Source organism: Croceicoccus sp., from assembly GCF_983967925.1.
In genome coordinates, this window is the sequence record NZ_CFETID010000025.1 from 15,589 (window position 1) to 37,582 (window position 21,994).

Annotated in this window: 19 protein-coding genes; 11 read left to right on the forward strand and 8 right to left on the reverse strand. The window is 64.2% G+C overall.

The features are described 5' to 3' along the window. Window positions 1–8: 8 nt before the first annotated feature. The 5 genes from alaS to smpB all read right to left on the reverse strand — a co-directional run bounded on the left by alaS (window position 9) and on the right by smpB (window position 7,697). Window positions 9–2,678, reverse strand: coding sequence for an alanine--tRNA ligase (gene alaS / locus AC4FIJ_RS13175; protein WP_490337172.1), 2,670 nt, complete (start codon window positions 2,676–2,678; stop codon window positions 9–11). Window positions 2,679–2,832: 154 nt separating this feature from the next. After that, a complete protein-coding gene (gene recA / locus AC4FIJ_RS13180; RefSeq protein ID WP_490337173.1) occupies window positions 2,833–3,903 on the reverse strand; it encodes a recombinase RecA in 1,071 nt (356 codons plus the stop codon). A gap of 105 nt (window positions 3,904–4,008) precedes the next feature. Further along, the gene (locus tag AC4FIJ_RS13185; RefSeq protein ID WP_490337194.1) at window positions 4,009–6,456 is read right to left on the reverse strand and encodes a response regulator; all 2,448 of its coding nucleotides are present in this window, start codon (window positions 6,454–6,456) and stop codon (window positions 4,009–4,011) included. Continuing rightward, window positions 6,453–7,031: a DUF2062 domain-containing protein gene (locus AC4FIJ_RS13190; protein ID WP_490337174.1), complete on the reverse strand. Its 579-nt coding sequence runs from the start codon at window positions 7,029–7,031 to the stop codon at window positions 6,453–6,455. Before AC4FIJ_RS13190 ends, AC4FIJ_RS13185 begins: the two co-directional genes overlap by 4 nt. A gap of 183 nt (window positions 7,032–7,214) precedes the next feature. Then, on the reverse strand, window positions 7,215–7,697 hold the full coding sequence (smpB, locus tag AC4FIJ_RS13195) for an SsrA-binding protein SmpB (protein ID WP_490337175.1): 483 nt from the start codon (window positions 7,695–7,697) through the stop codon (window positions 7,215–7,217). Between the two features lie 150 nt (window positions 7,698–7,847). Between smpB and AC4FIJ_RS13200 the strand changes: the two genes are divergently transcribed. Beyond that, entirely contained in the window at window positions 7,848–9,839 is a 1,992-nt protein-coding gene (locus AC4FIJ_RS13200; RefSeq protein WP_490337176.1) for an alpha/beta hydrolase family protein, read from the forward strand. A 57-nt stretch (window positions 9,840–9,896) separates the two neighbouring features. Here AC4FIJ_RS13200 and dapA read toward each other — a convergent pair whose 3' ends face one another. Further along, complete coding sequence (gene dapA / locus AC4FIJ_RS13205) at window positions 9,897–10,787, reverse strand: 4-hydroxy-tetrahydrodipicolinate synthase (RefSeq protein ID WP_490337177.1); 891 nt, start codon at window positions 10,785–10,787, stop codon at window positions 9,897–9,899. Between the two features lie 225 nt (window positions 10,788–11,012). Between dapA and AC4FIJ_RS13210 the strand changes: the two genes are divergently transcribed. The 3 genes from AC4FIJ_RS13210 to AC4FIJ_RS13220 all read left to right on the forward strand — a co-directional run bounded on the left by AC4FIJ_RS13210 (window position 11,013) and on the right by AC4FIJ_RS13220 (window position 14,004). Then, on the forward strand, window positions 11,013–12,983 hold the full coding sequence (locus AC4FIJ_RS13210; protein WP_490337178.1) for a lytic transglycosylase domain-containing protein: 1,971 nt from the start codon (window positions 11,013–11,015) through the stop codon (window positions 12,981–12,983). Between the two features lie 72 nt (window positions 12,984–13,055). Further along, window positions 13,056–13,535, forward strand: a complete 480-nt coding sequence (greB, locus tag AC4FIJ_RS13215) for a transcription elongation factor GreB (RefSeq protein WP_490337179.1) — start codon at window positions 13,056–13,058, stop codon at window positions 13,533–13,535. Beyond that, window positions 13,528–14,004: a hypothetical protein gene (locus AC4FIJ_RS13220; RefSeq protein WP_490337180.1), complete on the forward strand. Its 477-nt coding sequence runs from the start codon at window positions 13,528–13,530 to the stop codon at window positions 14,002–14,004. Before greB ends, AC4FIJ_RS13220 begins: the two co-directional genes overlap by 8 nt. Before the next feature lie 73 nt (window positions 14,005–14,077). On the opposite strand, the gene AC4FIJ_RS13225 is transcribed toward AC4FIJ_RS13220, so the two are convergent. Further along, entirely contained in the window at window positions 14,078–14,746 is a 669-nt protein-coding gene (locus tag AC4FIJ_RS13225) for an outer membrane protein (protein ID WP_490337181.1), read from the reverse strand. Window positions 14,747–15,025: 279 nt separating this feature from the next. On the opposite strand from AC4FIJ_RS13225, the gene rlmN reads away from it, so the two are divergent. Then, complete coding sequence (gene rlmN, locus AC4FIJ_RS13230; protein WP_490337182.1) at window positions 15,026–16,273, forward strand: dual-specificity RNA methyltransferase RlmN; 1,248 nt, start codon at window positions 15,026–15,028, stop codon at window positions 16,271–16,273. After that, window positions 16,270–16,725: a GNAT family N-acetyltransferase gene (locus AC4FIJ_RS13235; RefSeq protein WP_490337183.1), complete on the forward strand. Its 456-nt coding sequence runs from the start codon at window positions 16,270–16,272 to the stop codon at window positions 16,723–16,725. Before rlmN ends, AC4FIJ_RS13235 begins: the two co-directional genes overlap by 4 nt. Here AC4FIJ_RS13235 and AC4FIJ_RS13240 read toward each other — a convergent pair. Further along, complete coding sequence (locus AC4FIJ_RS13240; RefSeq protein ID WP_490337184.1) at window positions 16,722–17,171, reverse strand: winged helix-turn-helix transcriptional regulator; 450 nt, start codon at window positions 17,169–17,171, stop codon at window positions 16,722–16,724. The two genes, AC4FIJ_RS13235 and AC4FIJ_RS13240, sit on opposite strands and share 4 nt — an antisense overlap. Before the next feature lie 36 nt (window positions 17,172–17,207). Here AC4FIJ_RS13240 and AC4FIJ_RS13245 point away from each other — a divergent pair, with 36 nt between their 5' ends. From AC4FIJ_RS13245 to AC4FIJ_RS13265, 5 genes are all read left to right on the forward strand, one after another. Then, window positions 17,208–17,801 carry an FMN-dependent NADH-azoreductase gene (locus tag AC4FIJ_RS13245; RefSeq protein ID WP_490337185.1) on the forward strand — a complete coding sequence of 198 codons (594 nt, stop codon included), beginning with the start codon at window positions 17,208–17,210 and terminating at the stop codon, window positions 17,799–17,801. 202 nt (window positions 17,802–18,003) lie between these two features. Then, window positions 18,004–18,360, forward strand: coding sequence for a glycine zipper 2TM domain-containing protein (locus AC4FIJ_RS13250; protein WP_490337186.1), 357 nt, complete (start codon window positions 18,004–18,006; stop codon window positions 18,358–18,360). A 79-nt stretch (window positions 18,361–18,439) separates the two neighbouring features. Then, the gene (locus AC4FIJ_RS13255) at window positions 18,440–19,204 is read left to right on the forward strand and encodes an SDR family oxidoreductase (protein WP_490337187.1); all 765 of its coding nucleotides are present in this window, start codon (window positions 18,440–18,442) and stop codon (window positions 19,202–19,204) included. Window positions 19,205–19,337: 133 nt separating this feature from the next. Further along, on the forward strand, window positions 19,338–20,633 hold the full coding sequence (locus tag AC4FIJ_RS13260; RefSeq protein WP_490337188.1) for a class I SAM-dependent methyltransferase: 1,296 nt from the start codon (window positions 19,338–19,340) through the stop codon (window positions 20,631–20,633). A gap of 102 nt (window positions 20,634–20,735) precedes the next feature. Further along, on the forward strand, window positions 20,736–21,959 hold the full coding sequence (locus AC4FIJ_RS13265) for an argininosuccinate synthase (protein WP_490337189.1): 1,224 nt from the start codon (window positions 20,736–20,738) through the stop codon (window positions 21,957–21,959). Window positions 21,960–21,994: the final 35 nt, after the last annotated feature.

Sequence of the window (21,994 nt, forward strand, 5' to 3'; positions counted from 1 at the left end):
TGGCGCGTTCAGGCGACCGTTTCCGCCATGGCCGCCTTGACCGCAGCGATTGCGTCGGCCGCCTTGCTGCCGTCAGGCCCGCCGCCCTGCGCCATGTCGGCACGGCCGCCGCCGCCCTTGCCGCCCAGTGCCGTCACGCCTTCGCGCAGAAGGGCAACCGCGTCGAAGCGATCGGTCAGATCGTCCGTCACGGCCACAGCGATCGCGGCGCGCCCATCGTTGACCGCGACGATCGCCGCAACGCCGGAGCCCATCCGCTTTTTCGCTTCGTCAAGCAGGCTGCGCAATTCCTTGGGATTCATGCCGTCGAGGACCTGGCCCGAGAATTTCGCACCTCCGACATCTTCGTCCGCTGGGGCCGAGGCCGAACCGCCGCCACTGGCACCTGCAAGGGCCAGCGCCTTGCGCGCCTCGGCCAGTTCGCGGTCCAGCTTTCGGCGTTCGTCAACGAGGGCCTGCACGCGGTCCAGCGCTTCGTCGGGCGACGCCTTGATCGCGCCGGCAATGGCCTTGAGCGCATCCTCGCGCGCCACGAGCCACTGCCGGGCCGCTTCGCCCGTCAACGCCTCGATACGGCGCACGCCAGACGACACCGCGCTTTCGGATACGATGCGGAACACGCCAATGTCGCCCAGCGCATTGACGTGGGTGCCGCCGCAAAGCTCGACCGAATAATTGCGCGCATCCTGTCCTGCGCGCCCCATTGAAAGAACGCGGACCTCCTCGCCGTATTTCTCGCCGAACAGCGCCATCGCGCCTGCCTCGATCGCATCGTCGGGGCTCATCAGGCGGGTGGTGACCGGTTCGTTATGCCGGATCTCGGCGTTCACTTCCGCCTCGATCGCCGCGATATCCTCGGGCGTCAGCGCCTTGGGATGCGAGAAGTCGAAGCGCAGCCGTTCTTCGGCCACCAGCGACCCCTTTTGCGTCACATGACCGCCCAAACGGTGGCGCAGCGCGGCATGCAGCAGGTGGGTGGCCGAGTGATTGGCCCTGATCGCGTCGCGCCGTTCGGCATCGACGGTCAGATGCACGGTTTCCCCTACGGCAATCGTGCCGGCTTCGATCTTGCCGTGATGCGCGTGCAGGCGGCCCAGCGGCTTGCCGGTGTCGGTAACCTCGATCTTCAACCCGTCAGGACGCGTTATCGTGCCCGCGTCACCCGACTGACCGCCGCTTTCGCCATAGAATGGGGTCTGGTTAGTCAGGACGATGACCTCCTGACCAGCGTCGGCACTCTGCGTTTCCGCGCCATCGACGATCAGCGCGACAACGGTGCCCTCGCCCGCGGTCGACGTATAGCCGGTGAATTCCGTGACCCCTTCGCGCTCGGCAATGTCGAACCACACCTCGCTGGAGGCCGCATCGCCCGAGCCCTTCCACGCGGCGCGGGCTGCGGCCTTTTGCTGGTCCATCGCGGCATCGAAACCGGCGCGGTCGACGGTGATCTTGCGCGAACGCAGCGCGTCCTCGGTCAGGTCATAGGGGAAGCCATAGGTGTCATAGAGCTTGAACGCGGTTTCGCCCGGAAGTTCGTCGCCTTCGCCCAGATCGGCGGCGGCATCGTCAAGCAGGCGCAGACCCTTCTCCAGCGTCTGGCGGAAGCGGGTTTCCTCACGTTCCAGCACTTCCTCGACCAGCGCCTGCGCACGGGCGAGTTCGGGATAGGCCTGCCCCATCTCGGCCACCAGCGACGGCACCAGACGGTGCATCAGCGGATCGGCGGCGCCCAGCAAATGCGCATGGCGCATGGCGCGGCGCATGATCCGGCGCAGCACATAGCCCCGCCCCTCGTTCGACGGCAGCACGCCATCGGCCAGCAGGAACCCGGTCGAGCGCAAATGGTCCGCGATGACGCGGTGGCTGGCGCGGGCATCGCCCTCGGCCGCGACGCCGGTGAGGCTTTCCGAGGCCGCGATCAGCGCCTTGAACGTGTCGATGTCGTAATTGTCATGCACACCCTGCATCACGGCGGAGATGCGCTCCAGCCCCATGCCGGTATCGATCGAAGGCTTCGGCAGCGGCTGGCGCGTGCCGTCGGCCTGCTGCTCGAACTGCATGAACACCAGGTTCCAGATCTCGATGAAGCGATCGCCGTCTCCCTCGGGCGATCCCGGAGGGCCGCCCCAGATCTTGTCGCCGTGGTCGTAGAAAATCTCGCTGCACGGACCACACGGACCGGTATCGCCCATCGACCAGAAATTGTCGCTGGTCGCGATCCGGATGATCCGCTCTTCCGGCAGGCCCGCGATCTTGCGCCACAGGTCGAACGCCTCGTCATCGGTATGATAGACGGTGGCGGTCAGCTTTTCGGGTGCGAGACCCCATTCCTTGGTCAGCAAGGTCCAGGCGTTCAGGATCGCCTCCTCCTTGAAATAGTCGCCGAACGAGAAATTGCCCAGCATCTCGAAAAAGGTGTGGTGCCGCGCGGTATAGCCGACATTGTCGAGATCGTTATGCTTGCCGCCCGCACGCACGCATTTCTGCGACGAAGTGGCACGCGGAATTTCGCGTTTTTCCAGGCCCGTGAAGACGTTCTTGAAGGGCACCATGCCCGCGTTCACGAACATCAGCGTGGGATCGTTATAGGGAACGAGAGGCGCGGAATGGACCTTCTCGTGCCCCTTCCCGGCGAAATAGCCCAGGAACGAGGAGCGGATATCATTGGTCGACGTCATGCGGGGCAGTTAGGACAGCTACGCCGCTTCGACAAGAAGCCATCTTGCGCAATGCCCGTTCCGTCGCAGCGGAAACGCCGATAACAGGCGATGGCGCAATGAAAAGGGGCGGGAATCGCTTCCCGCCCCCATCAACATACCTGGTGGCTGACGATCACTCTTCGCCGTCGTCGTCATTGCCCGGATTGGTCATCATCTCTTCGGCGACCTTGTCGGTCTTGCCGCGAATCGCCGCCTCCAGCTTTTCGCGCAGTTCAGGGTTTTCCTTGAGGAAGGTCTTCGCGTTTTCACGCCCCTGACCGATGCGGACACTATCATAGCTGAACCATGCGCCGGACTTTTCGACGAGGCCGGCCTTGACGCCAAGGTCCAGGATCTCGCCGATCTTGGAAACGCCCTCGCCGTACATGATGTCGAACTCGACCTGCTTGAACGGCGGCGCCACCTTGTTCTTCACGACCTTCACGCGTGTGGAATTGCCGACGATATCGTCGCGATCCTTGATTTGGCCGGTACGGCGGATGTCGAGGCGGACCGACGCATAGAACTTCAGCGCATTGCCGCCCGTCGTCGTTTCGGGGTTACCGTACATCACGCCGATCTTCATGCGCAGCTGGTTGATGAAGATCACCATGCACTTCGACTTGTTGATCGAGCCGGTAAGCTTGCGCAGCGACTGGCTCATCAGGCGGGCCTGAAGGCCGACGTGGCTGTCGCCCATCTCGCCCTCGATCTCGGCGCGGGGCACCAGCGCCGCCACCGAATCGACCACCAGCACGTCGATGGCGTTGGAACGCACCAGCGTATCGGTAATTTCGAGCGCCTGCTCACCCGTGTCGGGCTGCGAGACGATCAGCTCGTCGATATCGACGCCCAGCTTCTTGGCATAGACCGGATCGAGCGCGTGTTCGGCGTCAACGAACGCCGCCGTTCCGCCCGCCTTCTGCGCCTCGGCAATGACATGCAGCGCAAGCGTGGTCTTGCCCGAGCTTTCCGGGCCATAGATCTCGATAATGCGGCCCTTGGGCAGGCCGCCGATGCCGAGGGCGATATCCAGCCCCAGCGATCCGGTCGAGATCGCCTCCACATTCATAGCCTCACGACTGCCCAGCTTCATGGCCGAGCCCTTGCCGAATGCCCGGTCGATCTGGGCGAGTGCGGCGTCCAGCGCCTTTTGACGATCCACGTCGGGTACCCCGTTCACGAGTTTCAGATTTGCTGCCATTTCACGGCCCCCTGCTGCCTAGTTCGTTGCCCCCAAAGGTCAACTGCATGGACAGTGATGTATCGCATTTGTTCTCACAGAACAAGTGGGGAACAAAGAAATTTCCTACAACCCATTGTCGCGCGTTTCCGCGGGTTTTGCGGTTGCCGCCTGCTCTCCCAAGATAGCCCCAACTTTCTTTCCTATCTGCGCGACGGAAAAGGGTTTCGGCAGGAAATGCATGCCAGCAAAGTCGATCTCGCGCCGCAGCTGCTCCTCGGCATAGCCGGACATGAAGAGCACCGGCAGGCCGGGCTTCAGCTTGCGGATCTCTCGCGCCATGGCAGGACCGTCGAGCGTGGGCATCACCACGTCCGAGATCACGAGGTCAAACTCGCCCCCATCGCGCACGATCTGCAGGCCTTCCTCGCCGTCACTGGCGGTCTGGACCTTGTAACCCTGCCGCGTCAGCGCGCGTTCCGCGACCGCACGCACGGTGTCCTCGTCCTCCACCAGCAGGATCGTTCCCGTTCCGCCGAAAACGGCGCGCGGTTCCGCTTCGTCAGGCCGGCGAGGCGATTCGCTCCCTGCGACCGGAATATGCACCGGAAGATAGACTGAAAAGCGCGCGCCCTGGCCCGGCTCGCTCTCTGCAAAGATAAAGCCGCCCGACTGCTTGACGATGCCATAGACGGTCGACAGGCCGAGGCCCGTGCCCTTGCCCATTTCCTTGGTCGTGAAGAACGGCTCGAAGATCTTGCCGAGCGACTCGGCGGGAATGCCTGTGCCCGTATCCTCCACCACCAGCGCGGTGTAATTGCCGGGCGGCAGCACCTCGTTCTTCATCGCGCGGACGTCACGCGGGCCGACGCGGCGGGTCGAAATCGTGAGGATCCCGCCGTCTCCATCGCCCTTGGACATCATCGCATCGCGCGCATTGACCGCAAGGTTGATGATGACCTGCTCAAGTTGCTGAGGATCGGCTCGCACCGCGCCAAGGGCCCGGTCGTGATCGACGCGCAGCTCGATCTTCTCGCCGATCAGCCGTTTCAGCAGGTTCGAGACCTCGCTGACGACGTCGGGCAGTTGCAGCACTTGAGGGCGCAGCGTCTGCTGGCGCGAAAAGGCCAGCAATTGCCGCGTCAGCGAGGCCGCGCGATTGGAATTCGCCTTGATCTGCTGAATGTCGTCGTAATCGCTGTCGCCCGGCGCATGGCGGAGCAGCATCAGGTCGCAATAGCCGATGATTGCGGTCAGCACATTGTTGAAGTCATGCGCCACGCCGCCTGCCAATTGCCCGACGGCCTGCATCTTGGTCGCCTGAGCGACCTGCCTTTTCAGGCGCGTTTCCTCGGTCGTGTCCTTCAAGCTGAGCAGCACCGCCGCATCGCCAAGACCGCGCACGCCCGCCAGGCTGAGCGTGACCGGCTCTTCCGAGTTGGCTTCCAGTCGCACAGGCATGGCGCCTGCCGAGGAGGTTCCGGCCGCATGGCGGCGGATGGCATCGGCAAAGGCGCCCTTGTCCTCACGCACCACCAGATCGCTGGGGAAAGGGGGAATCTCGCCCTGCTCCTCAAGCCCTGCGGCGCGGCGAAAGGCCTTGTTGGCAAACAGGAAGCGGCCGTCGCGATCGGTCATCGCCAGCCCCAGCGGAAGCAACGCCAGCAGTGCCTCGATCTCGGGCAATGCCGCCGAATCGTTGGCACGCAGCCCGCCATCGAGGATCAGGAACAGCGAAGGCGCGCTGTCGTCCATCGGCAGATCGGGATCGGCGATCGGGAAATGGAGCAGGCGCAGATCCTCGCCGCTCGTCCCCTCGCGCGCATAGAAAATGCGGTCATATTCGTCGGCGGTCAGGAATTCGACGAATTCGCGTCCCGCCAACTCGGACTCGCTATTGCCGGTCGCACGGCGCAGGAAGTCCTTGTTGGCACCCAAGATTTCGCCGTCATCATTGACCGCTGCCGCCTGGATGCCGGCGCGGGACAGCGCGCGGCCCAGCTTGTCGCCCAATTGCCGCACGACACGCGCACCCAGATCCACCATCTCGACCGGAGCGAGGTCCCAGACCAGATAGTCCTGTCCGCGCCCTGCCCGCCTGATCGCGGCGTTCCAGCGGCCGCTAGTGCCGACCAGCGATTCGACGCGGACCGAACCGGCACGCCACGCCTCGCGCGCGCCTTCGCGCAGGCGGTCCGTCGATTTTTCGTCGAGCGCCAATTCGGGCGGCGCGCTATCAAAGCCGAACCATTCGCCGTATCGCGTATTCGCGCAGACGACGCGCCCTGCCCCGTCGGTGATGACGGTCGCCATATTGTCCCGCTCGATCGCAGAAACGGTGACCGACCAGTCGGGCGGGGCGAGGCTTTCGTCCGCCGGCACGGCGCTGCGCATGGCGACGCGCCGCAGCGCAAGCGCGATGACGGCGGCGCCGCCCGCATAGGCGGCGGTCAGCAGCCAGATACCCGACAGCAATTGGATGAGAAACGCGCTGGCCGCCAGCGCCACGGCGACGGGCAGCCAATCGGGCCATGTCGACAGCCCGCCCGGTCCGGTGACGGTAGTGCCCTTCAGCTTTCCGACCCCATTGCCGCAACTTCGCGGCGGCGGCGGATCATGCGGAAACGCTTGCGACCGATCCACCAGCGCCAGCCCCACGAGGAGACCAGATAGCCGACCGCCGCCGATACCAGCGCCAGCACCATGAAACCGAATACCGTCACACCGGCAAGCTGGAACAATTCGCGCAGCCAGTCCAGCCTGCCGCCTTCGATTTCCCTGACGGCGGAATGGCCTGTCGCCACGTCGATCTTCAGGATGAAGCTTCCCAGCCGGTTCGCGGCCAGCGCCCAGAAGGGAAAGGTGAAGGGGTTGGTGACGAAGGTGACCAGCGCGGCAACCGGCACGTTGGCCCGGGTCGGCAGCGCAAGGAATGCGGCGAGAAAGATCTGCCCCAACGGCACTATAAAGCCGGCAAAAAGCCCCAGCGCGACACCGCGCGGCACCGATCGGCGCGTAAAACGCCACAATTCGGGCGACAGGAAGCGATGCGCAATGGGCGCCAGCCAGCGATTGCTGGCCAGCCCTTCGCGGGTGGGCATGTTTTTGCGCGTCCAGCGCATGATCCGGTTCTTCACCGAGGAACCCATCCAACCTTCCTGGCCGCATCGTCCGGCTCCGATTCGACTCCGGAGCGGCGGCGGTTTGCCATCTGCCTTTGGGCCTTCCCTAGGGCAAATCGGTTACACAAGTCATGAACGGACCACCGGAAATTCGACGGACCCGCCAAATTAATGGCCCAACCGTTGGACGGCCGGACCGCTGCCCGCGGCCTAGCCTTTTTCGCGCATCAGCCGCGCCTTGTCCCGCTGCCAGTCGCGGTCCTTGATGGTCGCGCGCTTGTCATGCGTCTGCTTGCCCTTCGCCAGCGCAAGCTCGACCTTGGCGCGGCCCTTGCCGTTGAAATAGACCGACATCGGAATGAGCGTCATGCCCTTGCGTTCCACCGCGCCGAGCAGTTTCTCGATCTCGCGCTGGTGGAGGAGCAGCTTGCGGGGGCGCTTCGGCTCGTGGTTGTGACGGTTGCCGTGGCTGAACTCGGGGATATTGGCGTTAACCAGCCACGCCTCCCCGTCGCGCACTTCGGCATAGCTTTCCTTGATCGACCCTTCGCCAAAGCGAAGCGACTTCACTTCGGTCCCGGTCAGGGCGATCCCGGCCTCGAAAGTGTCCTCGATGAAATAGTCGAAGCGGGCGCGCCGGTTGTCGGCGACGGTCTTCACCTTTTCGAACGTGGAGGGTTTGGGACGGGCCATGCCGCCCATCTAGTGACGCCGGGGCCGCAGGGAAAGGGCATCTTTCGCAAAATTCACCGCTTCGCGCGGCGCGGCGAACAAGGCTTTCAACCTATTGCAAGAAATGATTGTTTAATGCCATGAGCGGCACAGGGTTCCGGGGGTCGTTTCATGGGTTTGTCGTCATTGCGTATGCCGCTGTCGTTTATCGGCGCGGTGTTCCTGCTCGCCATCAATCCGGCTTCGCGGGCCGCTGCCGAAACGGCGGTCGTGCCGCCGCCGCTCGATGCCTATGGCGCCCTGCCCGATTTCGAGGATGCGGCGATTTCGCCATCGGGCGAGCGGATCGCCGCGCTGATGACCAGCAACGGGCAGCGCTATGTCATGGCACTGAATTCCGAGCTTGAGACCATTTCGATGCTGCGGGTCGACGACGCCAAGATCCGCTCGGTCGGCTGGGCCGGAGACGATCGCATGGTCGTCAACATGACCAGCACGGAAAAGCTGCCCTTTGGGTTCACCACCAACCGGGCCGAACTGGCGAGCACCGTCGTGGTCGCCGTGGACGACAAGGCCGAGCTTCCCAAGCCGCAGGCGGTCTTCGCCAACGACCAGAGCATGGGGAACTATGTCGTCGGCCATTACGGCACGCGTTTCGCGGATGGCCAGTGGCAGCTTTATGTCGGCGGCGTGACCTTCCGCAGAAACACGATCGGGTCACGCCTCGGCTATGAATTCGATCATGGCAGGCCTGGTCTGTTCGCGGTGAATGCCAGCGATCTCTCGGCCACGAAAGTCGATGGATCGGCCAGCGAAGGCTCGTACCGCGACTGGATCGTCGATGCGTCGGGCAATCTGGCCGTGCGGCTCAACTTGATGGTCTCGACCGGCAAATGGCAGATCATGAACACGCAGGGCGGCGTGCTTGCGTCGGGTGTGTCGCCCTATGGCGATGTCGCGCTGATTTCGCTCGGCCATGAGGGCCGGACCGTGATCTACGCACTGGAGGAAGACGGACGCGAACGCTGGATGGAAGTGCCCCTCGACGGATCCGCGCCCGCCGCGGAAATCCTTGAGGACGAGCCTGTCGAACGGCTCTATTTCGATCACCGGACCGGCTATCTAATCGGCTATCTGCGCGCGGGAGAGGATCCGCAGCCGGTGTTCTATGACAGCGATCACCAGGCGACGGCATCGAAAGTGCGCGCCGCCTTTGCCGGGGTCCGCCCGCATATGGTGGACTGGACCTCCGACATGAAAAAGGTGCTGGTCCGCACCAATGGCGGAAAGGACAGCGGGACCTGGTTCCTGGTCGATATCGATTCCATGAGCGCGAAGGCCGTCGGCTATGAACGCGTGGCGATCCCGCCGATCAATGTCGGTCTCGCCAGCCGCTTTGCCTATACCGCGCGCGACGGGCTGGCGATGGACGGCATCCTGACCCTGCCGCCCGGAAGCGAGGGCAAGAACTTGCCGCTGGTGGTGCTGCCGCATGGCGGCCCACATTCCCATGACACGGCCGGTTTCGATTGGTGGTCGCAGGCCTTTGTCTCACGCGGATATGCGGTGTTCCAGCCCAATTTTCGCGGATCGACCGGGCGCGGCCTCGCCTTCAAACGCGCCAGCGACGGCGAATGGGGCGGCAAGATGCAGACCGACATCACCGACGGGGTCGACGCGCTGGCCGAAAAGGGCATCGTCGATCCGGCCCGCGCCTGCATCGTCGGGGGCAGCTATGGCGGCTATGCGGCGCTGGCCGGTGTGACGATCGAACAGGGCCGCTATCGCTGCGCGGTGGCGGTCGCGCCGGTCGCGGACATTGCGATGATGGTCAATTCCGAGAGCTATCAGTCAGGGCGAAACCCGATGCTGGAACGGTCGCTGGAACAGGAACTGGGGCCAAGCTCGCGCTATGCCGCAATTTCGCCGGCGCGGCTGGCGTCCCGCGCGGATGCCCCGGTGCTGCTGATCCACGGGCGCGACGACACGGTGGTCGAGATCGCGCAGAGCCGCAAGATGGCGGACGCGCTGAAAGACGCCGGCAAGCCGCACAGGCTGGTCGTTCTGGACGGTGAGGACCACTGGCTGTCGCGTGCGGAGACGCGCAAGCGCATGCTGGCCGAAAGCGTCGCCTTTGTGATCGAGCATAATCCGCCGGAATGATCCGGCGGATTATGTGCGGCCAGTGATCTGGTCGCGGCCGGTAATGGCGTCAGGCGATCAGGCGTTTTCCAGCAGGCCCGCGTGCACCAGCGCCTCGTCCACCGCCTTGCGCGCCGCCTCGCTGCAGGCTGTCAGCGGCAGGCGCACCGAATCGTTCATCCAGTCGTGCACGCGGCTGAGCGCATATTTGACCGGCGCGGGCGAGGAATCCTCGAACATCGCGTAGTGCAGCGGATAGAGCCGGTCGTTGATCCGGCGGGCGAGCGCGAAATCATTGTCGACGCAGGCCTGCTGAAACTCGGCGCAGAGTTTCGGCGCGACATTCGCGGTGACGGAAATGCAGCCCGCCGCCCCGGCCGCATTGGCAGGAAGCGACAATTCGTCGTCGCCCGACAGCTGGCAGAAATCGCGCCCGATGCCCATGCGGTGATCGACCACGCGCGAAAGATCGCCGCTGGCGTCCTTGATCCCCACGATCCGGTCGGGGAACAGATTGACGAGGTCGCACACCGTTTCGGGTTCGATATCGGTCACGGTCCGGCCGGGCACGTTGTAAAGCACGATCGGAAGGTCGGAATTCTTCGCCAGATGCGAGAAATGCGCGATCAGTCCCGCCTGGCTGGGCCGGTTGTAATAGGGCGCGACGACCAGTGCCGCATCCGCGCCGTACCGAGCGGCATGCTCCATGTGCATAAGTGCTGTCGCGGTGTCGTTCGACCCGCAACCCGCTATAACCGGAACGCGACCCGCCGCCTGTTCCACGCAGATCTGGACCACGCGGTGATGCTCGTCGACAGAGAGGGTGGACGCCTCGCCCGTGGTGCCGCAGGGGACCAGCGCGGACGATCCGCTCTCGATCTGCCAGTCGATCAAGCGGCGAAAGGCGGCCTCGTCGACCGCGCCGTCCGCGAAGGGGGTGACCAGTGCCGGAATCGAACCCGAGAACATTATTGGAATCGCTCCTGAAAACAACATCTTGGTGGCGTATATTCGCGCCGTCTAGCGGGATCGAATTGCCGATCCCGCCGTTCATTCGCTGATAAGGAGGGACCCCCTACTATGTCCAGCATGGACACCCAACGCAATTTTCGACTTTTTGCCAGACTGCGCGCGGGCGCCGCGCCGCTTGCTATCCTGGCACTTTCCTCTTCGCCAGCGCTAGCGCAGGATGCGATGGCGCAGCAAGCCTCCCCCTTGCAGCAGCCTGCCGCGCAGCAGCCTGCCTCGCAGAGTTTCGGCGACATACAGTGGAACCCGGGCGACTGGGAACGGGCCCGCGCACAGCAGATGGCGGTGCGCCCCGGACCGATGGCCTATGCCGTCACGCGCTGGCAGCAATTGCAGGCACAGCCCAACCCAAGCTTTACCGAGGTTTCCGGCTTTATCGCGCAATATCCGGGCCTTCCCAATCAGGAATCGCTTCAGGAAAAGGCCGAGGGCCGGCTGGACAGCGAATATGTCGATGCCGCCCGGCTGGTCGCGTTTTTCGACAGCCATCCGCCGCTGACCGGGCAGGGTCAGGCGCAATATGCGCTGGCGCTGCGTTCGCAGGGCCGTCCGCAGGCGATCGACGCCGCACGCCGTGCATGGCGCGCGGGCGCGATGTCGCCCACTGCCGAGGCTTCGCTGGCCGCGATGTTCGGCGGGGCGTTCACCGTGGCGGACCATGTTGCGCGCATGGACGAATTGCTGTGGCAGAACGAGGGTGAGGCTGCCGCCCGCCAGATGCGCTATATCACCGGGGCGGAACGTCCGCTGATGATGGCACGCCTTGCCGCGGCGCAGGGCAGCGATCCCGCCGCGCTGGGCCTTCAGGTGCCTGCGTCTGCCGCGGGCGATCCGGGCTGGATCTATAACCGCGCACGGCAATTGCGCAGTTCGGGCCAGCAGGCCGCCGCGCGCAGCTTCATCGTGAATTCGCCCGCCCTTTCCAGCCTGCCAGGCGATCCGCTGCTATTCGTGCGCGAGATGCGGTACCAGGCAAATTCCGCGGTTGAGAGCGGCGATATCGGCAGCGCGGTCCGCATCGCGCAGCGCGCCGATGCGGCGTTCGGTCCGGGAACCGACGTGTCGAAACTCTCCGGCCCGATCCGCGACGAATACGAAAAGCTGTTCTACAATGTCGGCGAAGCCGCCATGCGGCGCGGCGACAACGCCAGCGCGGCGCGCATGTTCGCGATCTATGGCGCCTCGCAGATGACGGCTCCGGCTCGCACGAAGGGCTTCTATTTCGCGGGCGTTGCCGGGCAAAAGGCGGGCATGGGCGATTTCGCGCGTACCGAGTTCGAGAAGGCCGCCGCCTATCCCGACCAGTTCTATGGCCAGATGGCGCATGAGCGGCTGGGCCGTCCGCTTGCCGTGCCCGCCGGCAGGCTGGGCAATCCCACTGCGGAAGAGCGCGCCGAGTTCAATCGCAGGCCGCTGGTGCAGGCAGCCCGCGAAGTTGGCCGTTCGGGCGACTGGCGCACGGGCGTCGCATTCTTCAAGGAACTGGGCCGTCAGGCCGAAACGCCCAGCGAATATGCCCTGATCGCCGAGCTTGCCCGCGAGACCGGGCGGCGTGACCTGGCCGTGATCGCGGGCCGCGAGGCCTCGACCAAGCAGATCTATGCGTTCTCTCCCTATGGCTTTCCGCGGATCGACGTGCCCGCGGGCGGCGACTGGACGATGGTCCATGCCATCTCGCGGCAGGAAAGCCAGTTCGCGACCGACGCGGTCAGCCACGCGGGGGCGCGCGGATTGATGCAGCTGATGCCCGGCACCGCGCGGGAGCAGGCGGGGAAGATGTATCTGAGCTATAATCCCGGCTCGCTGATCGCGGATCCGCAGTACAATATCCGGCTGGGCGCGGGTTATTTCGCGCGGATGATGGATGTGTTCGGCGGTTCCTATCCGCTGGCCATTGCGGCCTATAATGCGGGTCCTGGCAATGTCGGCAAATGGCTGCGCGCCAATGGCGATCCGCGGCGCGGCGAAATCGGCTGGGTCGAATGGATCGAGGCGATTCCGTTCAGCGAAACGCGCCGCTATGTCGCGCGCGTGCTGGAGAATGCGGCCTATTACGACGCGCTCTATCCCGAGGCGGGCAAGAAAAGCGGGGCCTATCCGCTGAGCTATTACATGCGCAAGCAGCCCGGTAGCTGACCGAATTCAAACCTATCGAAAACATGTGCGGGCCGGGTGACATCGTCATCCGGCCCGCGCTAGTCATGGCGCATGAAAGCCACCGGGAATCCCATTACGCCGCACGGTTTTGCCGCGATGCGCGCACGATATGACGCGCTTTTGGGCAAGGACCGGCCCGAGATCGTCGAGATCATCAGCTGGGCGGCCGGAAACGGCGACCGCAGCGAAAACGGCGACTATATCTATGGCCGCAGGAAGCTGCGCGAGATCGACCGCGAACTGGCTCGGCTCGCCCGGCGGATGAAGGCGGCGCGGGTCGTCGATCCGGCGCAGCAGCCGGATCGCAGCCGCGTCTATTTCGGCGCCACGGTCACCATCGCCGACGAGGATGACGAGCACCGCACCGTCACCATCGTCGGCGACGATGAGGCCGATGCGGGCGCGAACCGGATCGGATGGGGCAGCCCCCTCGCCCGCGCCTTGCGGGGCGCGTCCATCGGCGATCTGAGAACGGTGCGGCTGCCCGCTGGCGACAAGGAATGGGAAGTGGTCGGCATCGCCTATGATTAGGCCCCTCACCGCCCTTGTCTTGCTGGCGTGCGCCGTGCCCGCGCTGGCGGCTCCGCAGGCGATTTCGGTGCATTCGGGATGGGGTGCGTTTCGCGACGGCAAGCGCTGCTATGCCATTGCCGAAGCGGAACCGTCTCTGGCGAGGGGTGAGCTTGAGCCTTTCGCGTCGGTCTCGCTCGCCCCCGATGCGCCCGCCTTGCAATTGCGCCTGTCGCGCGTGATCCGCACGGGGAGCGCGGTGACGCTGCAGGTCGGCAATCGCCGCTTTCGGCTGTCGGGCGAAGGCGCGACGGCCACCAGCCGGGATGTCGGCAACGGCGGAAGCCGCGCGGTAATCGCCGCGCTGCGCGAGGCCGACACGATGGTGGTTCACGCCCGCGACCGGCGCTCGCGATATTTCCGCGACATCTATGACCTGTCGGGTGCGCCTACCGCTATCGACGCCGCGCTGATCGGCTGCGCGCTTTGAGCGACACGGCCTGACACGCGAAAGGGCGAGGCCGGTTGTCCGGCCCCGCCCCTCACGTTCATCGGGCTATGCTTTAGAAGCGGTAGCCGACCGAACCGACGATCTGGTGACGATCGGTGTCGATGTTGAAGCGGTCGCTTTCGATGTCGTTGCCGTAATCGAACTCCGCCTCGCTGTAGTTCGAATAGCGATATTCGAACTTGGCAAAGCTGTTCGGCGTCATCGCATATTCAAGGCCGGCACCCAGACGCCAACCATCGGTGTCGATGTTGTCCTTGAGCTCGGATTCGCCGTCGCGCGCCAGCAGGTTGTAGCGGGCATTGGTGTAGCCGCCCTTCACATAGGCCAGCAGGTCGGGCTGAACCTTGTAACCGGCGCGCGCGCCGATGTAGAGGTCGCGGCCCGTGTCGACGCGGCCAAGGCCAAAGCCTTCGAAGTCGTTGCCGTCGCTATATTCGGTCTTGGCGGTCGAGTCGGTGTATTCACCTTCAAGCCCGATCACCGCATTGCCGAAATCATAGTCATAACCGATGCCGACACCGTAGAGCAGGCCGTCGATGCTCTGGTCGTCCTGGTCGTTGATGTCATTGTCGGAATCGGAACCGGCCTTCGAAATGTCATAGCCGATGATCGCCTCGACGCGCGGACCCGAAAAATCGTAGTCGTTCATCTGCGCATGGGCGGGCATGGCGACGATGGCGGCAGCAGTACCGGCGGCGGCCATGGAAATCAGCTTCTTCATAAGTACTCCAATCTTTTCCCTCATTACCCCTTTGCGGGGCCATGGACCGGGGAAATGCTCGGACACAATGTTGCGTTTCATGAACACAAGACAACAATGCAGCTTGCCGCAAATTACGGTCAACTCGTCGCCATCAGGTGCGGATTTTGCGACAAACACCATGTGATACATATAGATACGGAACAAATTCCGCAGATGCGAATTCGCGCACGCCCGAAGATATAGAAGGTATCCGGCAGGCTGGCGCTTTGGGCGCTTGTCCCCTATATGGCGGGCATCATGACAGCAGTGCCGACCAACATGCCCATCTCGGGCCACATCGACCCCGTGCCCGTCCCGCGCCCGATTACCGAGCGGGAGGACGGCCGCCTCGACTTGCTCGGCCTGCCGAAGAAGCAGATCGCTTCGCTGTTCGAGGATGCGGGCCTCGACAAGAAGGAGGCCAAGCTGCGCGCCAAGCAGGTGTATCACTGGATCTATCACCGCGGCGTGTCCGATTTCGAGGCGATGACCGACATCGCCAAGACCATGCGCCCGTGGCTGACCGAACGTTTCGTCATTGCGCGGCCCGAAGTGATCGAGGCGCAGCATTCCAGCGACGGCACGCTCAAATGGCTGCTGCGCACCGCCGACAACCATGATTACGAGATGGTGTTCATCCCCGACGAGACGCGCGGTACGCTCTGCGTGTCGAGCCAGGTGGGCTGCACGCTGAATTGCCGGTTCTGCCATACCGGCACGATGCGGCTGGTGCGCAACCTGACGCCGGGCGAAATCGTCGGACAGGTCATGCTGGCCCGCGATGCGCTGGGCGAATGGCCCAAGGGCCGGATGGACAATCTGGGGGACGAGAGCGAGAGCGACTATTCCGCCGACGGGCGCCTGCTGACCAATATCGTCATGATGGGCATGGGCGAGCCGCTGTATAATTTCGACAATGTGCGCGATGCGCTAGGCATCGTCATGGACGGCGAAGGGCTGGCCCTGTCGAAGCGGCGCATCACCCTGTCGACCAGCGGCGTCGTGCCGATGATGGACCGCTGCGGCGAGGAGATCGGCGTGAATCTCGCCGTCTCGCTCCACGCGGTGACCAAGGACGTGCGCGACGAGATCGTGCCGATCAACAGGAAATACGGCATCGAAGAATTGCTGCAGGCCTGCGCCGATTATCCCGGCGCATCGAACGCGCGGCGCATCACCTTCGAATATGTGATGCTGAAGGACAAGAACGACAGCGACGAGGACGCGCACGAGCTTGTCCGCCTGCTGAAGAAATACCGCCTTCCGGCCAAGGTGAACCTGATCCCGTTCAATCCGTGGCCCGGCGCACCCTATGAATGTTCGACGCCCGAACGCATTCGCAGCTTTTCGAACATCGTGTTCGAAGCGGGGATCAGCGCGCCCGTCCGCACGCCGCGCGGGCGCGACATCGATGCCGCCTGCGGCCAGCTGAAGACGGCCGCGGAAAAGAAGAGTCGGGCCGAGCTGGACCGCATCGCCGCCGAAAAACAGGCGGCGCTGGGTTGAGCATCGCTTTCAGGCGCGCCACCGCCGCCGATCTGCCCGCCATCGTCTCGCTATTGGCCGAGGACATGCTGGGCCGTAGCCGGGAAACCGCGGGCGGCACGCTGGACCCGCGCTATGAAGCGGCGTTTCAGGCGGTGGATTCGGACCCGCGCCAGATGCTGGTGGTGGCCGATCTGGATGGCGCGGTCGTGGGCACGATGCAGATCACCCTTCTTCCCGGCATCGGCCGCATGGGCGCGCTGCGGGGCCAGATCGAATCGGTGCATATCGCCGAACATCTGCGCGGCAGCGGACACGGCGCGGCGATGATCCGCTGGGCGATAGAGCATTGCCGCCAGCAGGGCTGCACGCTGGTCCAGCTGACCAGCGACAATCGCCGGAAAGACGCGCATCGTTTTTACGAAAGGCTGGGTTTCGAAGCCAGCCATACCGGCTTCAAGATGACGATCTAGCCGTCCTCGCGCAGGTCGTATTCGCTGCGCGCCTGCGCCACCGCTTCCCGGTTCGCCACCGCCCAGTCGCCCAGCAGAGCCACGGGGCCGCGCAGCGACTGGCCCAGCGGCGTCAAAGCATAGTCGACGCGGGGCGGCACGCTGGGAGTGACCGTGCGGTCCACCAGCCCGTCGCGCTCCAGCCCGCGCAAGGTGCGGGTCAGCATGCGCTGCGAAATGCCGTCGATCTCGCGCCGCAGCTGGTTGAAGCGCATCGATCCATAGCCCAGCTGCATCACCACCTGCATCGACCATTTGTCGCCGACCCGCGACAAAACCTCGGTCACGGCGGGGCATGCGGCGGGCGAATGGCCCGGCACGATGTCGCCCGCATCGCCATGGGGAACACGCGTGTGACTAGCGTACGATTGTGTGCCTTCTTGCGGATGGGGGCGGGTGATCTCCATATGCCGGTGGTTATCGTTTGATACCGGAGTTGTCACATGAAAATACTGAAAGTCGATTCGAGCACCAATGGCGGAGATTCGGTCAGCCGCGAGCTGACCGACATGATCGTCGAGAAGCTGAAATCCGACAATCCCGACGCGGACATCGTGACCCGCGATCTGGGCACCGAGCCGCTGGCCCATCTGAACCCCATCACCACCGGCGCGATCCGCATGGGAGAGGATGACTGGACCGACGACATGAAGGCCGCCGCCCCTGCCGAAAAGGCCATCCTCGAGGAATTCCTGTCGGCCGATGTCGTGGTGATCGGCGCGCCGATGTATAATTTCACGATCCCCTCCGCGCTGAAGTCGTGGATCGACCGGCTGGGCGTTCCGCGCGTGACCTTCCGCTATTCGGAAAACGGGCCCGAGGGGCTTGCGGGCGGCAGGAAGATCATCGTTGCATCGGCGCGCGGCGGTAATTACGGCGACGACAGCCCGATGGATTTCCAGGAGAGCCTGCTCGAGACCTTCTTCAACTTCATCGGCATCGACGACATCACCGTGATCCGCGCGGAAGGCGTCGGCATGCCCGAAGGCCGGAAAAAGGCGATGGCTTCGGCCAAGGAGCAGATCGCCGCTCTCTGACCCCTCATCGCATCGTGGCAGCGCTGCGCCGGTTCGGTATGGTTATCAACGGGTTAACTTCATCCCGTCGCTCGATGATAACCATTCGTCGGGCACAACGCAGCCTGTCAGGGTCGTTCATCAAAGGTTTGGCTTTCCTGAAGCATGATGCATGCAAAGGCCGCCAGCCAGCGGCGAACGAGTTGGATGAAGGGACAAGACTATGAGAATGGCACTGATGGGAACCGTTCTGGCTGCTGCGATGGCGATTCCCGCCGCACCCGCCGCCGCCGATCCGCCGCCGTGGGCACCCGCGCATGGCAAGCGCGCCAAGGAGCGGCATGATTATCACCCGCGCCAGATGCGTTCGGGCGATCGGTACTGGCGCGGCGACGACGGTTACTATCGCTGCAAGCGCGATGACGGCACCACGGGCCTGATCATCGGTGCAGCCGGCGGCGCATTGCTGGGCCGCGAGATTGACGGCGGGCGCGACCGGACGACCGGAACGGTGCTGGGCGCCGCGGCGGGTGCCCTGATCGGCAGGGCGATCGACCGGGGCGACGCCCGCTGCCGCTGAGGATCGAATGACGGGGCCGGAAAGCATATGTCTTTCCGGCCCCTTTTCTTTGCGCGCCATTCATGGCTAGGTGCCCGGCATGACAAAGCCCGCCGTCCTTATCACCGGAGCCGCCAAGAGGCTGGGCGCGAAGATGGCGCGGACATTCTCCGACGCCGGATGGCATGTGGTCATCCACTACCGCGGATCTGCCGATGCGGCGCATGCGCTGGCGGATTCGCTGCCCGATGCCGAAACGGCGCAGGCCGATCTGTCGGATGCGGAGGAGGCCGCGGCGCTGATCGACACGCTTGCAGGCCGCCTGACGGATTGGCGCGCGCTGGTGAACAGCGCGTCGCTGTTCGAATATGAAGATGCGCATTCGATAGAGGGTCCGATCTTCGAGCGCGCCATGCGCACCAATGCGGCGGGGCCGGTCTTGCTGGCACAGCGTTTCCTGCAAAAGGCGCAGGCTTTGGTAGGGCGGCGCGTGGTCAATGTGCTCGACCAAAAATTGTGGAATCCCAATCCCGATTTTTTCTCCTATTCCATGTCAAAGGCCGCCTTGCAGATGGCCACGCGCATGCTGGCGGTTGAACATGCCGGCAGCGCCGACCGCATTTACGGCCTCGCCCCCGGTGCCATGCTGCCCAGCCACGACCAGCAGGCCGAGGAGCATCAGGCCAGCGGGCGCATGAACCTGCTCGAACGGCTGACGCAGCCCGAGGAGCTGGCCGAGGCCGCCGTGTTCCTGTGCGAGGGCCATCTTGCCAGCGGCGAAATGCTTTGCGTCGATTCGGGACAGCACCTGATGACGCAGCCGCGCGACGTGCTTTTCATGGCGCGCGAGGAGTCGCAGGGCTGAGACGCTTTGGCGTCGCAGGGCTGAGACGCTTTGGCAAAACCGGCCCTGCGCACTTGATCGCGGATGATCAAACCATAATCTGCACGAAAACCGGCCATCTACGTCATGGCGCCAAGTTCAGGAGAATTCGCCCATGATCGGTGCCAAGCGCGTTCTGGAAGCGGTGCTGTCGAAGGCGGTGAAGCGCGGGCGCCTGACCGTCGCCTATGCCGACGGCTCGACCAGCTCGTTCGGCACGCCCGACGGCATCATGCCCGAGGTCGGGATCCGCTTTACCGACAAGAAGGTGCCGCGCGACATCGTGATGGACATGCGCCTTGGCGCGGCAGAGGCGTTCATGGACGGGCGGCTGATCGTGGAAAGCGGCGGCGGGATCATGGAAATGGTCGAGCTGCTGCAGGGCAACAACCATTGGGATGCGGGCCAGCGCATCTCCCCTCCCCGCTTTCGCCGGCGCATGGCCGACCGGCTGAAATTCATCGCCACCCAGTTCAACAAGGCGACCAGTTCCAAGGCCAATGTCGCCCATCACTACGACATCGGGAACGACCTCTATCGCCTGATGCTGGATGCGCCGCACATGCAGTACAGCTGCGCCTACTGGCCGCGCGAGGGCATGACGCTGGAGGACGCGCAGACCGAGAAGCTGGCCCATATCGCCGCCAAGCTGGACCTGAAGCCGGGACAGCGGGTGCTGGACATCGGCTGCGGCTGGGGCGGCATGGCGATCTTTCTGGCGCGCCATGCCGATGTGAAGGTTCTGGGCATCACGCTGAGCGAGGAGCAGCTCGCCCTCGCCCGGCAGCGTGCCGAGGCCGCCGGGGTCGCCGACCGCGTGACGTTCCGGCTGGTCGATTACCGCGACCTTGCCTCGGAAGGCGCGCAATTCGATCGGATCGTGTCGGTCGGCATGTTCGAGCATGTCGGACAGCCGCAGTTCGAAACCTATTTCCGCTGCTGCGCGCGGCTGATGAAGGAGGACGGCGTCGCGCTGATCCACACCATCGGCCGCATGGGCAAGCCCGGCACGACCGATGCGTTCACCCGCAAATATATCTTCCCCGGCGGCTATATCCCCGCCCTGTCCGAAACCGTCGCGGCAAGCGAGAAGGTTCGCCTGATCGCCTCCGACGTCGAGACATTACGCCTGCATTACGCGCTGACCCTGCGCGAATGGTATCGGCGCTGCCTCGACCACAAGGACGAGATCGTCGCCATGTACGACGAGCGGTTCTTTCGCATGTGGACGTTCTACCTGTCAGGCGCGACCGCGGCGTTCGAGAGCGGCGGCATGTGCAATTTCCAGATCCAGTACGTGCGCAGCCGCCACGCGCTGCCGATGCACCGCGATTACATGGCCGGGGCGGAAGAGGCGATCATGTCGTCGCAGAACGCACCCGCTCGCCCCAAGGCGCTCTCGAACGCCTGAGCGCACAAGCGCGACGCCTTCGGGTCTTGCCCGCCGTTTCGCTCTGTCCTAGGGGCGCGCTGCAACGCGCGTTCGCGCATTTCCTGATCAGAAAGCCCTGCCATGACCGACAAGTCCGACATCAAGAAGGTCGTCCTCGCCTATTCGGGCGGTCTCGATACCTCCGTGATCCTGAAATGGCTGCAGGTGACCTATGATTGCGAGGTGGTGACCTTCACCGCCGATCTGGGCCAGGGCGAAGAGCTTGAGCCCGCGCGGCACAAGGCCAAGCTGATGGGCCTGCCGGACGAGAACATCTATATCGACGATCTGCGCGAGGAATTCGTGCGCGATTTCGTCTTCCCGATGATGCGCGCCAATGCCCGCTATGAAGGCGATTATCTGCTGGGTACCAGCATTGCGCGCCCGCTGATTTCCAAGCGCCTGATCGAGATCGCGCATGAAACCGGCGCCGACGCCATCGCGCATGGCGCGACCGGCAAGGGCAACGATCAGGTGCGGTTCGAACTGTCCGCCTACGCGCTCGACCCCGATATCCGCGTGATCGCGCCATGGCGCGAATGGGACCTGACCAGCCGCACGGCGCTGATCGCATGGGCCGAATCGCATCAGATTCCGGTGCCGAAGGACAAGCGCGGCGAAAGCCCGTTCTCGGTCGATGCGAACCTCCTCCACACCTCGTCCGAGGGCAAGGTGCTGGAAGATCCGTGGGAAGAGACGCCCGACTATGTCTATTCGCGCACCGTCGATCCCGAAGATGCGCCCGATACGCCCGAATATGTCGAGATCGGGTTCGAGAAGGGCGACGGCGTTTCGCTGAACGGCGAAGCGATGAGCCCCGCGACGCTGCTGACCGCACTCAACGAGCTGGGCCGCAAGCACGGCATCGGGCGGCTGGACCTAGTCGAGAACCGCTTTGTCGGCATGAAGTCGCGCGGCATGTACGAGACGCCGGGCGGCACGATCTATGCCGCCGCCCACCGCGGAATCGAGCAGATCACGCTGGACCGCGGCGCAGCCCATCTGAAGGATGAGCTGATGCCGAAATATGCGGAGCTGATCTACAACGGCTTCTGGTTCGCGCCCGAGCGCGAGATGCTGCAGGCCGCCATCGACCTGTCGCAGCAGAAGGTGACCGGCACAGTGCGTCTGAAGCTCTACAAGGGCGGCGTGCATCTGGTGGGCCGCAAGAGTCCGCTGAGCCTTTATTCGGAGAAGCACGTGACGTTCGAGGACGACGCAGGCGCCTATGACCAGAAGGACGCGGCCGGCTTCATTCACCTCAATGCGCTGCGGCTGAAGCTGCTGGCCAAGCAGGGCGGATAATATTTTCGCTGAGGTCGGCGGGCGAAAAAGTGTCG

Coding starts and splice junctions, on each gene's coding strand:
- alaS (WP_490337172.1), bottom strand. CDS start 2,678: ATGACGTCGACCAATGATATCCGCTCCTCGTTCCTGGGCTATTTCGCC.
- recA (WP_490337173.1), bottom strand. CDS start 3,903: ATGGCAGCAAATCTGAAACTCGTGAACGGGGTACCCGACGTGGATCGT.
- AC4FIJ_RS13190 (WP_490337174.1), bottom strand. CDS start 7,031: ATGGGTTCCTCGGTGAAGAACCGGATCATGCGCTGGACGCGCAAAAAC.
- smpB (WP_490337175.1), bottom strand. CDS start 7,697: ATGGCCCGTCCCAAACCCTCCACGTTCGAAAAGGTGAAGACCGTCGCC.
- AC4FIJ_RS13200 (WP_490337176.1), top strand. CDS start 7,848: ATGGGTTTGTCGTCATTGCGTATGCCGCTGTCGTTTATCGGCGCGGTG.
- dapA (WP_490337177.1), bottom strand. CDS start 10,787: ATGTTCTCGGGTTCGATTCCGGCACTGGTCACCCCCTTCGCGGACGGC.
- AC4FIJ_RS13210 (WP_490337178.1), top strand. CDS start 11,013: ATGGCGCAGCAAGCCTCCCCCTTGCAGCAGCCTGCCGCGCAGCAGCCT.
- greB (WP_490337179.1), top strand. CDS start 13,056: ATGAAAGCCACCGGGAATCCCATTACGCCGCACGGTTTTGCCGCGATG.
- AC4FIJ_RS13220 (WP_490337180.1), top strand. CDS start 13,528: ATGATTAGGCCCCTCACCGCCCTTGTCTTGCTGGCGTGCGCCGTGCCC.
- AC4FIJ_RS13225 (WP_490337181.1), bottom strand. CDS start 14,746: ATGAAGAAGCTGATTTCCATGGCCGCCGCCGGTACTGCTGCCGCCATC.
- rlmN (WP_490337182.1), top strand. CDS start 15,026: ATGACAGCAGTGCCGACCAACATGCCCATCTCGGGCCACATCGACCCC.
- AC4FIJ_RS13240 (WP_490337184.1), bottom strand. CDS start 17,171: ATGGAGATCACCCGCCCCCATCCGCAAGAAGGCACACAATCGTACGCT.
- AC4FIJ_RS13245 (WP_490337185.1), top strand. CDS start 17,208: ATGAAAATACTGAAAGTCGATTCGAGCACCAATGGCGGAGATTCGGTC.
- AC4FIJ_RS13250 (WP_490337186.1), top strand. CDS start 18,004: ATGAGAATGGCACTGATGGGAACCGTTCTGGCTGCTGCGATGGCGATT.
- AC4FIJ_RS13255 (WP_490337187.1), top strand. CDS start 18,440: ATGACAAAGCCCGCCGTCCTTATCACCGGAGCCGCCAAGAGGCTGGGC.
- AC4FIJ_RS13260 (WP_490337188.1), top strand. CDS start 19,338: ATGATCGGTGCCAAGCGCGTTCTGGAAGCGGTGCTGTCGAAGGCGGTG.
- AC4FIJ_RS13265 (WP_490337189.1), top strand. CDS start 20,736: ATGACCGACAAGTCCGACATCAAGAAGGTCGTCCTCGCCTATTCGGGC.